The organism is Afifella sp. JA880, from assembly GCF_025379905.1.
Classification (GTDB): domain Bacteria; phylum Pseudomonadota; class Alphaproteobacteria; order Rhizobiales; family Afifellaceae; genus Afifella; species Afifella aestuarii.
This window is the reverse complement of record NZ_JAOANH010000002.1, coordinates 97487-110028: the sequence shown is the minus strand read 5'-3', so window position 1 is coordinate 110028 and position 12542 is coordinate 97487. Positions and strand designations below refer to the sequence as shown.

The 12542-nt window shown below is 63.5% G+C and carries 11 protein-coding genes; 6 read left to right on the top strand and 5 right to left on the bottom strand.

Features of this window, described 5'->3' with window-relative positions; all coding sequences use genetic code 11:
* Positions 1 to 58: 58 nt before the first annotated feature.
* The 3 genes from NYQ83_RS08725 to NYQ83_RS08715 form a co-directional block, all read right to left on the bottom strand.
* Positions 59 to 565 (bottom strand): SixA phosphatase family protein, encoded by a 507-nt coding sequence (locus NYQ83_RS08725; protein ID WP_261214147.1) that lies wholly within the window; start codon positions 563 to 565, stop codon positions 59 to 61.
* Between the two features lie 71 nt (positions 566 to 636).
* Positions 637 to 1524, bottom strand: coding sequence for a hypothetical protein (locus NYQ83_RS08720; protein ID WP_261214145.1), 888 nt, complete (start codon positions 1522 to 1524; stop codon positions 637 to 639).
* Positions 1511 to 2845 (bottom strand): hypothetical protein, encoded by a 1335-nt coding sequence (locus tag NYQ83_RS08715; protein ID WP_261214143.1) that lies wholly within the window; start codon positions 2843 to 2845, stop codon positions 1511 to 1513. Before NYQ83_RS08715 ends, NYQ83_RS08720 begins: the two co-directional genes overlap by 14 nt.
* A 294-nt stretch (positions 2846 to 3139) precedes the next feature.
* Here NYQ83_RS08715 and NYQ83_RS08710 point away from each other — a divergent pair, with 294 nt between their 5' ends.
* The gene (locus tag NYQ83_RS08710) at positions 3140 to 4477 is read left to right on the top strand and encodes an NAD(P)/FAD-dependent oxidoreductase (protein ID WP_261214141.1); all 1338 of its coding nucleotides are present in this window, start codon (positions 3140 to 3142) and stop codon (positions 4475 to 4477) included.
* Between the two features lie 5 nt (positions 4478 to 4482).
* Here NYQ83_RS08710 and NYQ83_RS08705 read toward each other — a convergent pair whose 3' ends face one another.
* Positions 4483 to 4860 (bottom strand): hypothetical protein, encoded by a 378-nt coding sequence (locus tag NYQ83_RS08705; RefSeq protein ID WP_261214139.1) that lies wholly within the window; start codon positions 4858 to 4860, stop codon positions 4483 to 4485.
* Positions 4861 to 5055: 195 nt separating this feature from the next.
* Between NYQ83_RS08705 and dksA the strand changes: the two genes are divergently transcribed.
* On the top strand, positions 5056 to 5472 hold the full coding sequence (dksA, locus tag NYQ83_RS08700; protein ID WP_092811269.1) for an RNA polymerase-binding protein DksA: 417 nt from the start codon (positions 5056 to 5058) through the stop codon (positions 5470 to 5472).
* Between the two features lie 123 nt (positions 5473 to 5595).
* On the opposite strand, the gene NYQ83_RS17835 is transcribed toward dksA, so the two are convergent.
* On the bottom strand, positions 5596 to 7416 hold the full coding sequence (locus tag NYQ83_RS17835) for a hypothetical protein (RefSeq protein ID WP_409976994.1): 1821 nt from the start codon (positions 7414 to 7416) through the stop codon (positions 5596 to 5598).
* Here NYQ83_RS17835 and NYQ83_RS08690 point away from each other — a divergent pair.
* From NYQ83_RS08690 to recA, 4 genes are all read left to right on the top strand, one after another.
* A complete protein-coding gene (locus tag NYQ83_RS08690) occupies positions 7342 to 7548 on the top strand; it encodes a hypothetical protein (RefSeq protein WP_261214133.1) in 207 nt (68 codons plus the stop codon). The two genes, NYQ83_RS17835 and NYQ83_RS08690, sit on opposite strands and share 75 nt — an antisense overlap.
* 222 nt (positions 7549 to 7770) lie before the next feature.
* Positions 7771 to 10272 carry a cell cycle histidine kinase CckA gene (cckA, locus tag NYQ83_RS08685; RefSeq protein WP_409976983.1) on the top strand — a complete coding sequence of 834 codons (2502 nt, stop codon included), beginning with the start codon at positions 7771 to 7773 and terminating at the stop codon, positions 10270 to 10272.
* A 121-nt stretch (positions 10273 to 10393) separates the two neighbouring features.
* Complete coding sequence (locus tag NYQ83_RS08680) at positions 10394 to 11047, top strand: carbonic anhydrase (RefSeq protein ID WP_261214130.1); 654 nt, start codon at positions 10394 to 10396, stop codon at positions 11045 to 11047.
* Positions 11048 to 11173: 126 nt separating this feature from the next.
* On the top strand, positions 11174 to 12262 hold the full coding sequence (gene recA, locus NYQ83_RS08675) for a recombinase RecA (protein ID WP_128291660.1): 1089 nt from the start codon (positions 11174 to 11176) through the stop codon (positions 12260 to 12262).
* The last annotated feature ends 280 nt before the right edge of the window (positions 12263 to 12542 follow it).

Genomic DNA, 12542 nt, shown 5'->3' with positions numbered 1-12542 from the left:
CAGGCTCGTTTTGCGCGCTTTATATGGGCAGAGGCGGTCGCTGGTGCAAAGCGTGCCGTCACGACGTCAGATCGGCTGGCCGGACATATCCCGTCAGGCGTCCTGAGCCCGTCTTCAGCTCCGCCCAGGGCGCGTCGAATTCCAGGATCGAGAGGGTGCCGCTCGGATATTTCACGGCGAGACGCGCCATGTCGTGCGAGGCCCCATCTCCTGCAAGGCTCAAGGCCGCTTCATACGTCATCGGGTTGTGTCCGACGAGGAGACAGCACTCGGCCTTGCCCGCCTCGTCTCGGAGCACCGTCTGATAGTCGCCACCGTTCTCTTCATAGAGCATTTCCGGAAAACGCACGTCTTCCGGAAGCTGCAGGCTTTTGCCGACGAGTTCGAGCGTTTCACGGGTGCGCTTGGACGGTGAGCAAAGCACCAGATCAGGCGCCAAACCCTCCGCAGCCATAAAGGCGCCCATCGCCTCGGCGGCTTCGCGGCCACGCGCATTGAGCGGGCGCTCGAAGTCCGTGCGGGCGCCGGAATGCCAATCCGATTTGGCGTGACGTAGGAGGAGCAATTTCGGCATCATTGCGACTTAGACGAAACGCGGAGGCAGGGGCAAGCTTCACCTCGTTCATGATGCGGCGTCTATTGTCGCGCAGCCGCAGTTTCGCTTGCGTCCGTATCTGGCGCATCCGTGACGAGATGGTAGTCGGCGAGCTCTTCCGGAGTGAAGAGATAGAGCTGGTTCTTCGGCGTTTCCATGGCGTGGATCCAGACGCGCGGGTCGACGCCGAAATCGATCAAGAGGGCCTGGGCTTCGGCGGAAACCCGCTGTGCCTGATCAAACCCATCGGAGAGCGAACCGAGCGCATCTGCGCCCTTCATCGCGTAGATCTGATGAACGCCGATCCAGGCCTTCTTGCCGGCATGGCGTTCAACGCCTGACGCGAAAACGAGGGGGCAGGAGGAGGCGCAATACCCCTCTGCTGCGATCCGGGTGTTGAATTCATGCTCGCGGATCTGGCGGGCCATCGACATGGCGTCGGCGACCGAGCCACCCGGCGAGTGAAGCAAGACCTCCGTCCCTGTGGCGAACTCATTGTCCTGGAGGAAGCGCTCGAATTCTCCAGCACTGCCGGGAACGATGGTGCCTTCCATGGAGATCGTCTCGTCATTGAGTGCGCGGAAGCGAACCGGTTCGGCCTCCTCGAAACTGCGGGGAGGTTGCCGCCTTGGTGCGCCATCTTGATCGGGGGAGACCGGCCGCGTCTGAGGCAGATAGGGGCGGACCTGATCGCCGGGGGCGGGCCGCGGCATGGTGACCGGCTCTCTCGCCGGATTGACGAAAGGATCGCCACGACGTTCGTCGACGATCGATTTCAGATCGAAGCCGACCATTGCCACGGAAAGTGCCACGAGGCCGAAGAAAACGCCTTTGAGGATCGTGCCTTCCGGCAATTGCCGGATGCGTTCTGTAAAACCGGTCTCGGGCGCCACGGCTTCCCCGGCGTTCGAGGGCTCAGGAGCTGACATTGCCGTGGCCGCCGTGCTGCGAGGGTGCTCCGCCTTTCGGTGTCAAAGTGGTGATGTTGCGTGGCTCCGTCGTCTCGGGGTCGCGGGCGGCTGAGGCGGTGGCTTCGGCAGGCGCTAAAACGGCGGGCTCGGTGGCTCGGGCGGGGTCGGCGGCACGCATGCGCTCGTAAAGCCGCATGGCCACGAGCATGTCTCCGGCCGTCATGGCGTGCTCGTCGACATCGGGGTCTTCGTGATGGCGGATCGCGCCATGTACCGCGACCAGCATCAGAACGAGGACGGCCGGCAGAAGGTCGATGGAGATCGCGCCCGCCCAGGAGGGCAGGAAGTCGCTCGCGTAAAGCAGGACCGCTTCAGGCGTCGATAAAGGCACGAAACGCTTCGGCTGGACGGGCGGCTCGGAGAGGATGTTGTCGGCCGCCGTGGCGAGCGCCGCCGATTGCGCCTGCACGGCCTGCGCCACATTGCCGACGACCGCCGTCTGGCGCTGGCGAAGGTCCGCATCATCACCGTCGGCCACGGGGGCGATGAAAGATAGAGAGAGATCCTCTGCGGCACGTTTCACGGCGGGGGCGACCGAAGTCTGCTGCAAAGATGCGATGACGCCGGCCAGCGAAACGGCTTCTTCGGCGAAGGAGTTCGCCCGCGGATCGATCGGTCCGGAGGCCGAGACCAGGCGGCGCATCGAGGCGAGATGCTCGCTGCCCTGATCGAACAGGCTTTTGACGCGCTCGCGCGATGCCGCCACCTCATCGGCAAGACCGCGCAGTTGCTGCGACATCTGGTTGAGGAGCTGCACCACCGTTCCTGACCCTGAGGTGCCGGTGAGCGCGCCGGATGAACGCTCTTCATCGGCGAGGCGGGAAAACCTTTCGGCGGCCATCTGGATGTCGGGCAGAAGCGATTGCGCCGCGAGCGCATTGTTGTGCGCTGCGTCGAGATCCTGGGTGTAATCCTCCACCGTGTTCGCGAGGTGCTGTTCCAGTGCCGCAGAACCTGCGAGGGCCGCGGCGTTCAGCCAGGAGGACATGGCGACGATCATGATCGAGCCGATGCCCATTGCGGCCCATAAAACCCGCCTACCGCCGCGTTCTCGCATGAGAGGCAGGAAGCGCATGAGATAGGTCCAGAAGGCATAGATGCCGACGGAGACCGCCGCCGAATAGATGATCGCCCCGAAAAAGACGATCGAGGCGGAGCCGTCCAGGAGCCCGCGCACGCCCAGATAGGTGTAGACGCCTGAGGCCAGCGCCAGGACGGCGAGGGTGACCTTGGTGGTGAGTTCGAGGCGGTCGATGCTTTCGCGCAGAGCTCGCGCCATGCGGCTTCCCCTTTGTCGCAAAATAGACGGTGCCGCATATTCCGGCCGAGGGGCCCGTGCGACGCGAACGAAACGTGTTCTGTGGCTGCGGTTTATCTGGGGCCGAAGAGGATCGGCTTCCAGAGCTGGTGGAACAAACGCTCCATCGGCCGCCTCCAGCGCATTCGCCGCAAGCTTTCGATTTGCCAGGCAGGGGGTTGCGGCAGTAGGAGCTGCCTTAAAAGGACGCAACGCTGCTGGCTGCCGCGCAAAGAGGCAATCCAGGCCGATGGCGCCAGCGGCAGGTGAGGTGAGATGATGACGATCGGTGCCCAACCGCATGCCGAGAGCTGGTACGCCAGCAAGGAAGAAGGTCCAGTCTTCCCGGTCCTGGAAGGAGAAGAGGACGTCGAGACCGTGGTCGTCGGCGGCGGTCTTGCGGGCATCACCACGGCGTTCTGCCTTGCGCGTATGGGCAAGAGCGTTGCTCTTCTGGAGGCGAACCGGGTCGGCTGGGGTGCCTCCGGCCGCAATGGCGGCTTTGTCTCGCCAGGCTATGCCCAGTCGATCTTCGCCGTCGAAGCCAAGCTCGGTCTTCCGAAAGCCAGAGCGCTGTTCAATATGGGGCGGGCGGGCACGCAGTTCGTGGCGGAACGCCTCGACGAGTTCGGGCTGCAGCATCTCGTGGGTGGTCGCGGCTGGCTCAAATGCGTGCGCTATCCGGCTGAAGACGCGCTGAAAGAACGCGCGGAACGGATGGCGCGTGATTATGGCGTTCATTACCAGGTGTGGCCGCGTGAAGCGGTGCGGGAGACGCTTCAGACCGACCGTTATTTCGGAGCGCTTCACGATCCGGAGCCGTTTCATCTCGACCCGCTCGCCTACAGTCGCGCTCTCTCTGTCGCCGCAGCCGACAGCGGGGCCAGAATCTACGAGGCGAGCCCGGCGACCGGCCTGTCGCGCGAGAGCGGCGGCTGGCGCGTCACCACGCCCAAGGGGGCGCTTCGTGCGCGCCACGTCGTGCTTGCCGGCAATGCGACGCAGGTCGGCCTCTATCCCCCGCTCGAGCACGCCGTCCTCCCGGTTTCGACCTATGTCGTCACCAGCGAACCTCTGGGTGACCGGCTCGACAGGGCGATCCATTTTTCCGGCTGCATCGGCGATACGCGCCGGTCGAGCGACTATTACCGAATCGTCGGCTCAGGCGACGATCGCCGTCTCTTGTGGGGCGGACGCATCACCACGGCGCGCAGCGAGCCGAAAGAGCTCGCTCGGATGCTGACACGGGACATCTTGTCGATTTATCCCCAGCTCGGCGCCTTCCGCATCGAATACGCCTGGGCTGGCCTCATGGGCTATCAGCGCAACAAAATGCCGGTCATCGGGCTCCTGGCAGGTGCCCGCGATGCCGGGCTGTGGGGTGTGACGGCATTCGGCGGTCATGGCATGGGGGCGACCGCCACGGGCGGCAACCTCATTGCTGCGGCGATTGCCACAGGCGACGAGAGTTGGCGGGCGTTCGAGCCGTTTCTGCCGGCCTGGATCGACCGTCTCGTCGGCGGCCGCAACATCTTCGGGCAGGCCGCGACTCAGTTGGTCTATTGGCAGCTGCGCCTGATGGACCGCTGGCAGGAATCCCGGGGCAAATTGTGAGAATGTCAGGCGGCGCGGGCGTGCTGACCGGGGATCTTTGGCGGTTGGGTGCGCGCCAACCTTTCGGACTGGGGCGGGAGGCTCTTTTTCCCGGCAGACGGCTGCTTGAAGACGAGGCCGGCCTCCGAACTCAGGCGGGCCGTGGCGAGAGCCGCGAGCTCGACGCGCAGGAGGTTTGCGAAAGCCCGGCGTTGCGCTTCGAGGCGCTCGACTTCGGCCTCGCTCGTCACCTTGCGCCGCACGGCGTGAAGGGTGGCGATATAGGTTCGCGCCGCCTCATTGAGGGCCGTGCCGTAGGCCTTGGCCGCGAGCTTCCTCCCGGCCTGCAAGGCCGCGCGCTGCTGCGCGATCGCATCCGTGACCATCGCTTCGGCTACAGCCATGGCGTGCAAATGAGCCGCAGAAGAGTTCGCCTGATTGTTCATAAAGGGAGAATGCCGATGACACGGTTAACGTGAGGTTAGCCATGGCCTTTGACCCTACGTCATATCAAAGGTTCATATTCGAACGCTTGCGCGCCAGTGGTCTTGACCGTATAGGGCACGCCAAGGGCAGACGCGGCACTGCGGGGAAGACCGATGGTGTTGGAGGCAGAGAAAATCTATTCGCCAAGCGAAGATGAGCCGTTCATGAACGAGCGCCAGCGCGAATATTTCCGTAAGAAGCTGCAGGCTTGGAAAGAGGAGATTCTGGCCGAAAGCCGGGAGACTCTGCAGGCTTTGCAGCAGGAAAACCAGAATCATCCCGATCTTGCGGATCGGGCATCGTCGGAGACGGACCGCTCGATCGAGCTCCGTGCCCGCGACCGGCAACGCAAATTGATCGCCAAGATCGATGCTGCGTTGCGGCGAATTGAGGATGGCAGTTACGGATTTTGCGAAGAAACCGGCGAACCGATCAGCCTGAAGCGGCTCGACGCCCGACCGATCGCCACTTTGTCGGTCGAAGCGCAGGAACGCCATGAGCGTCGGGAAAGAGTCTACCGCGACGACTGAGGTCTGGGCGGAGATGAATTTTTCTTCGAAGGCGTGAGAATCAAACACCCGGCTGAGCGATCAGCCGGGTGTTTACGTTTTGGATTGAGCGACAGCGCGGGCACCTTTGCGGGCGCCCAGGGCTCAACGGTTCTTCAGATCGCCCGTCAGCTCGCCCAAAAGGCGCGCCATCTCGTCTTCGAGCTGTTCCTGCTCCGACGCCCATTTGCGCTTCGGCTCGAAGGCAACGACGCTCGCCGATTCGTCGTTTTCAAGATTGGCGGTCGAGCGACGCTCCCGCTGCTCCTCGTCGTTTGCCTGATCCTGGCTCTCTCCCGTCTCCGACGAGAGGGGAGCTGGAGCGATCGCAGGCGCTTCCGGTGCGAGCCGTTCTTCGACCCCATGAGCGTCGTCTCGGTGGATCTCCGGCACTTTTGCCATGACCGAGATTTCGTCGCCGCCGCTTTCGGCCTCCGAAACCGTGTCAGGCCTTGCTGGTGAAACGTCCGGGCCTTCCGGTTGCGCACCCGCCGTCACCTGTTCGCTCGTGTGCGTGCGGGGCGTCACATGTTCGGAGAGCGCGCTTTCCAGCTGACTTGCGATGTCTGCAATCGTCGTTGGCTGCGGACGTTCATCTCTCGGGCTTTGGGCATCTCTCGGGGTCTGGGCCTCGGTCAGTCCGACAGGAGTGTCCGACCTTTTTTCTCCGGCCATGGAAATCGTTGGCCAGGTCACCTGAGCGGTGGTCGTTTGTGCCTCTCCCTTATCCTCGTTGAGGGCAGGGGGAACGTTGAGAGCGGAGCGGTCTGCGCCTCCCGGCCTCGCATCGGCCGCATCGCTGCGCTGGGCCGCGATCTCGCCGAAAGCCTCGCCGATTTCCTCTTCAAGCGAGCGGGTATCGGGCTTGGAAGTCTCGGGTTCGGCAGTCTTGGGCTCGGAAGTCTCGGGCTTGGCCGGCGCGACCTCCTCGGTTGCTTCCTTCGAAACCCGGCGGATGTTCTGGAAGAAGCTGACGGTCGCTTTTTCGATCGCAGCAGTTTCCTGAGGGGCGGCGACCAGCTCCGGTTTCGGGTCGGCCGGTTCCAGGTCGGCGGGGGCTCTGCTGACTGGAGCTTTGTCCTGCTGAGGAGCGGGCCGCTTTGCAAAAGGAAGGGTGTTGGAGGGCGTCTGACTGGCCGGCGTCTCGTCCGGCACCGGCTGTCCCGGTTTCGGGGCGGGACTGAAGAGACCCGAAAGCATCCGCGCCCTGAGGGCTGGCGGCATGTCGCCGAAGGGCGTCTCTTGCACGGCCTTGGTTTCATCTTTCGAGGTGTCTGCTGCGAGGTTCTGCGCCGGTGCATTCCTTATCTCGCGGGCTTTCGCGTCGGACGCGTCATGACGCGGCTCTGTCCTGGCGTCCGCGGTCCTGCTTGAAAGGTCTGCCGAGGAGGGAGCCGGGCTGTCGTCCTCGTCCATTCCGAAGCGATAGGCCTCAGGCACGGCGCGCCTCGTGCGAACCGGTTCCGCCTCAGCTTCCGAAACCTCCGCCGCCTCTGGGCGTGGCCTCGAAAGGTTCGGCGCAAGCGGCGCTGCCTGCGCAACGCCATGCCCGGGGCCGTGTTCGGGGCCATATCCGGGCCCACCATCTCCTGAGGCTCGTCGGAGGGCGGGCGCGGGGGCGCGGGGTTCGGCCGGGGAAACAGGGGTCTGTCCCATCGGCTGCGGTGCACTCGATGTGGGGAGATACTCGCCACTGCTCGGTGCGGGCGCGCGATGCGGCGCTTGGTAGTCTGGCATCTGCGGAGCAATCGAAGGGCCGCCTGGCCGCCGGGGTGTCGGCTGAGCCGTCGGCCGGCCGCGCACGATCTGCGATTCGACGACGATGTCCGCCGGGCCGCCAATCATCACGAGATGTTCGACCTGATCGCGCCGGATGAGCAGCAGGCGGCGCTTCTGGTCGATGGCATGGGTTTCCATGACCTGCAGCCGGGAAACCCGCTGCGCACCGGCGCCGCGCCCCGGAACGATGCCGCGCCGGGTGATCCAGACGACAAGTCCCAGGATGACGAGAAGGACGGCTATGGCGAGGAGAATGGGGCCCGCAAATGCCCCTGTTGAAAGATCGGTTAAACCGCGCATGGACGCCTCCTTGACTTACGCTACACTCAACCCACGCGGTCGATATGGCACGATAGCCCGGATATTAAGGCTTTTCAAACGAAGCTGTGCCTTGCGAGTCAGTTGCGAGCTCTCGTCAAGGCTGTCACAAGTCACGCAAAGGCCTGCGGCGTGGTTCGCCGAATCGGCTAATCTCACTTAATGGCCGTAACCAGCGATCCCATGGCAGACAGGCAGAGCACCGAGGCTGCAGAGGCCGGAGAGCGGCGCGACAGCATGATTCGTATTTTCCTCTTGTCGCTCGGACTTCTCGTCGTGGCAGGCTCTTACCTCTTCGTCCCGCCGGAATGGACCGATACCGTTGTGCTCGTGTGCCTCGGTATTCTTTCAACCGTCGGCGTCATGTGCCTGTTCATGGCGGCCGGGGGCCTCATCCGCTTCGTGCGCTCCCGGGTCGCCGACACGCGCGTGCCGGGTCTTCCCGAACAGCTCTTCGAGGCGATCGGCGAGGGTGCCCTGATCGCCGACAGCGCTGCGGGCGCCATCAAGGCCAACCGTGCCTATTATCGCCTCTATGGTGAGGAGAGCGACGATTTGCGCTCCATCGAGCGGCTTTTCGCGGAAAGCCCCGATGCTTCGGAGGCGATCTATCGGCTTTCCGGAGCCGCCGAAAAAGGCCGTCGGGCGATGGAAGAGATCCGTATGCCGGGCGGGATCGGCGGGCAGTCCGGTTCGGCGCGCTGGTACCGGGTCAAGGTGAACCCGATTGCTGGGCGCCCTGAGCTCGCTTTGTGGCTCATCTCCGACATCACGCGCGAGCGGGAGCATCAAGAGAACATTTTTCAGGAACTGCAGAACGCGATCGATTATCTCGATCACGCTCCTGCAGGTTTCTTCTCCATGCAGCCGGACGGCCGCATCCGATATGTCAATGCCACCTTGGCGGAGTGGCTCGGCATCGATCTCGCGGATTTCGAGCCGGGGGCGGCAGAAATCGGCGATTTCGTCACGGCCGAGAGCCTGTCGGTTCTGGAGGCTTCGGGCCAGCGCGGCGAAACCGCGACGGAACGGCTCGAGATCGACCTCGTGCGGGCGAACGGGACACGCAAACCCGTGCGTTTGCTGCACCGCGTGCCGGTTTCGGCCGATGGCACGGTGGGCGCCTCGCGCACGCTCGTTCTGGAAGTTGGGCTTGCCGACGGGGATGCCGGGCTTGCGGCCGAACGGCGGTTCACGCGCTTCTTCAACAACACGCCGATGGCGATCGCCTCCGTCGACCATAGCGGGGCGATCAATCTTTCGAATGCGCGTTTCCTGAAACTCTTTCGCAAGAGCGGTCCCGCCCGCATCGAGCTGACGAGCGTTGTGAAGGCCGCCGACCGCCCTGCGCTCAAGGCCGCTCTCCATGCGGCGATCAACGGTCAAAGCGATATTTCTCCGGTCGACGCGCAGTTTGAGAGCGACGAGGAAAGAAGCGCGCGCTTCTTCGTCAGCCCGATCGTCGAAGGCGAGCCCGGGGAGGACGCGGCGATCGTTTATGCGCTTGAGACGACCGAGCAGAGGGCGCTCGAGGCGCAGTTCGCGCAGAGCCAGAAGATGCAGGCGGTCGGACAGCTCGCCGGTGGCATCGCGCATGACTTCAACAATGTGCTGACCGCCATCATCGGCTTTTCCGACCTGCTTTTGTCGAACCACCGGCCATCCGACCCGGCGTTCGAAGACATTATGAACATCAAGCAGAACGCCAATCGTGCCGCGGGTCTGGTGCGGCAGCTCTTGGCGTTCTCCCGCCGGCAGACGCTGCAGCCGCGCGTCATTCGCCTCGACGAGGTGTTGTCGGATCTCACCGTGCTGCTCGATCGCCTCCTCGGGGAGACCGTCGAGCTCAAGACGGATCACAAGAGCGGGCTGTGGCCCGTCAAGGCGGACCTCAACCAGCTGGAACAGGTGGTGGTCAATCTCGCCGTCAATGCGCGCGACGCCATGCCGAACGGCGGCATGCTTACGATCCGCGCCAGCAATCTGGAGGAGGCCGAGAGCCATCGCTTCCGCCAGGACGGGTTCCGGCCCGCCGATTATGTGCTGATCGAGATCACCGACACCGGCACAGGCATGACGCCGGAGGTGATGGAAAAAATCTTCGAACCGTTCTTTTCGACGAAGGAGATCGGCAAGGGAACCGGCCTCGGCCTTTCCACGGTCTACGGCATCATCAAGCAGACGGACGGCTTCATCTTCGTCGACAGCGAGCTTGGAAAAGGCACGACCTTCTCGCTGCTTCTCCCGCGCTATGTGGCGGAGCGGGAAGCGGAGGAGGAGGTGGCCTCGCCCAAGTCCGAGCCGACCGATCTCACCGGCAGCGCCACGATCCTTCTCGTCGAGGACGAAGAGGCGGTGCGCGCCTTCGCCTCTCGTGCGCTCGCCGCGCGCGGCTATGAGGTGCACGAGGCCGCGTCGGGACCGGAAGCGCTTCGCATCATGAAGGACATGGACGGTGCCATCGATCTCGTCGTATCCGACGTCGTCATGCCGGAGATGGACGGGCCGACGCTCCTGAAAGAGCTGCGCAAGACCAATCCCGCCTTGAAGATCATCTTTGTCTCCGGATATGCCGAGGACGCTTTCGCACGGCATCTGCCCGAGAACGAGGACTTCCACTTCCTGCCGAAGCCGTTCTCGCTCAAGGATCTGGCGATCACGGTGAAGCGTGTCCTGCAGCCTTAGCGGGCGAAAAGGTGCCGGGCGGAGGCCGTTCGATTGGATGGGGGGCGGATAGGGTGAGCTGACGTTCTCCCTTGCCTGTTCATATGTTTTCGGCGAATCCGCCGGCCGAGAGGTGTGTCACATGCGTTTTCCCGAGCGTCTCCTTCAGGGCTATCAATCGTTCCGCGATGGCCGGCTGCCCATCGAGCAGCATCAATATGCCGAGCTCGCAGAGGTTGGGCAGAGCCCGGAGATCATGGTTATCGGCTGCTGCGATTCGCGGGTTTCGCCGGAAGTCATCTTCGATGCCCGGCCCGGCGAACTCTTCGTGGTCCGCAATGTGGCCAATCTCGTGCCGCCTTACTCTCCGTCGGCTTCGCAGCATGGTGTTTCCTCGGCGATCGAATTTGCCGTCGAGGCTTTGAAGGTGAAGCACATCGTCGTTCTCGGACATGCCCGATGCGGCGGCATCCGGGCTTTCGCCGATGATGAGGTTGGCCCGCTTTCCCCCGGCGACTTCATCGGCAAGTGGATGTCTTTGATCGCACCGGCCGCCGAAGAGCTCGGCCCGCGCGATGCGGCGCCGCTCGACGACTACCTGCAGCGGCTCGAGCAGGTATCGGCGGTGAAGACACTCGACAATCTGATGACGTTTCCGTTCGTGAAAAGGCGCGTGGAAGAGGGCTCGCTCCAACTCCATGCGGCCTATTTCGCGGTGGCGACCGGCCTTCTGATGGTGCGGCGTCCAGACAGCGATGTCTTCGAGCCCGTAGGTGCCGCAGCGCCGGGAAATTAGGCTTTCCGGCGCGCCTCTTTTGGCCCGCCGAGAGGGGATGCGGCGGTGTTGACGCTATAGAACAAATAGAGTACGAAATTCTCTGAGGAGCGGGTGGTCATCCGCTGAACTTTAGAGGATAGTCCGATGGCGAATCCGTTGCGTGTAGTCGAAGGAGGCAAAGAATCCATGGATCGAACCAAGGCTCTGGACGCTGCTCTCAGCCAGATCGAGCGCTCCTTCGGCAAGGGGTCGATCATGCGGCTCGGACAGGAGGGGCAGGTCGTCGAGGTTGCCACGATCCCGACCGGTTCGCTCGGACTTGATATCGCGCTCGGTGTCGGCGGTCTGCCGCGCGGGCGTGTGGTCGAGATCTACGGGCCGGAATCCTCGGGCAAGACGACGCTGGCGCTGCACACCGTGGCGCAGGCGCAGAAGAAGGGCGGCATCTGCGGCTTTATCGATGCCGAGCACGCGCTCGACCCGATTTATGCGCGCAAACTCGGGGTCAAACTCGATGATCTCCTGATTTCGCAGCCGGATGCCGGCGAGCAGGCACTCGAAATTGCCGATACGCTGGTGCGGTCGGGCGCCATCGACGTGCTTGTCGTCGATTCGGTCGCGGCCCTTACGCCGCGCGCCGAGCTTGAAGGCGAGATGGGTGATTCGTTGCCCGGCATGCAGGCGCGGCTGATGAGCCAGGCGCTCAGAAAGCTGACGGCCTCGATCTCGCGCTCGCATACGATGGTCATCTTCATCAATCAGATCCGCATGAAGATCGGCGTCATGTTCGGCAGCCCGGAAACGACGACGGGCGGCAATGCCTTGAAGTTCTATTCCTCCGTCCGCCTCGATATTCGCCGGATCGGTGCCATCAAGGACCGCGACGAGGTCGTTGGCAACCAGACCCGGGTCAAGGTGGTGAAGAACAAGCTCGCGCCGCCGTTCCGGGAGGTTGAGTTCGACATCATGTATGGCGAAGGCATTTCCCATACGGGCGAGCTGCTCGATCTCGGCGTGAAGGCCGGTATCGTCGAAAAATCCGGTTCCTGGTTCTCCTACGACAGCCAGCGTCTCGGTCAGGGACGGGAAAACGCGAAGAACTTCCTGCGTGAAAACGAGGATGTCGCCAACGCCATTGAGAAGGCGATCCGCGAGAACGCCGGTCTCATTGCAGACGAGCTTCTGGATGGTCCGCGCCAGGAGGATGAGGGCGGCAAGGCGGCCAAGGCCTGAGTTTTGCCTGCCGTTCGTCCTCTTGGCTTCGCTGGCATCTGCGAGCTGGCGGGGTGAGCGAGCGGGATCTCTTCATCAAGATGTCTTCATAGGGAAAGCCCGCTTCTGGCGGGCTTTCTGGTTTTTGGGCTATTGCATCTTCGGTCTTTTTCTTTCGCCCGTGTGGCTTTTCTGGTGATGTCGGCAGGGTCGCGCCGTTCGGAGTGTCACCGGAGAGCGGGCGCGGCCGATGGACGCCGACGTTTGTGGCTGGTCGGCTTCTCACCGGACGAGAGCGGGT

Excerpts from the sequence above, each read along its gene's own strand:
- NYQ83_RS08720 (WP_261214145.1), bottom strand. The coding sequence starts at position 1,524 with ATGTCAGCTCCTGAGCCCTCGAACGCCGGGGAAGCCGTGGCGCCCGAG.
- NYQ83_RS08715 (WP_261214143.1), bottom strand. The coding sequence starts at position 2,845 with ATGGCGCGAGCTCTGCGCGAAAGCATCGACCGCCTCGAACTCACCACC.
- NYQ83_RS08710 (WP_261214141.1), top strand. The coding sequence starts at position 3,140 with ATGATGACGATCGGTGCCCAACCGCATGCCGAGAGCTGGTACGCCAGC.
- NYQ83_RS08705 (WP_261214139.1), bottom strand. The coding sequence starts at position 4,860 with ATGGCTGTAGCCGAAGCGATGGTCACGGATGCGATCGCGCAGCAGCGC.
- dksA (WP_092811269.1), top strand. The coding sequence starts at position 5,056 with ATGGTGTTGGAGGCAGAGAAAATCTATTCGCCAAGCGAAGATGAGCCG.
- NYQ83_RS08690 (WP_261214133.1), top strand. The coding sequence starts at position 7,342 with ATGTTCGACCTGATCGCGCCGGATGAGCAGCAGGCGGCGCTTCTGGTC.
- cckA (WP_409976983.1), top strand. The coding sequence starts at position 7,771 with ATGGCAGACAGGCAGAGCACCGAGGCTGCAGAGGCCGGAGAGCGGCGC.
- NYQ83_RS08680 (WP_261214130.1), top strand. The coding sequence starts at position 10,394 with ATGCGTTTTCCCGAGCGTCTCCTTCAGGGCTATCAATCGTTCCGCGAT.
- recA (WP_128291660.1), top strand. The coding sequence starts at position 11,174 with ATGGCGAATCCGTTGCGTGTAGTCGAAGGAGGCAAAGAATCCATGGAT.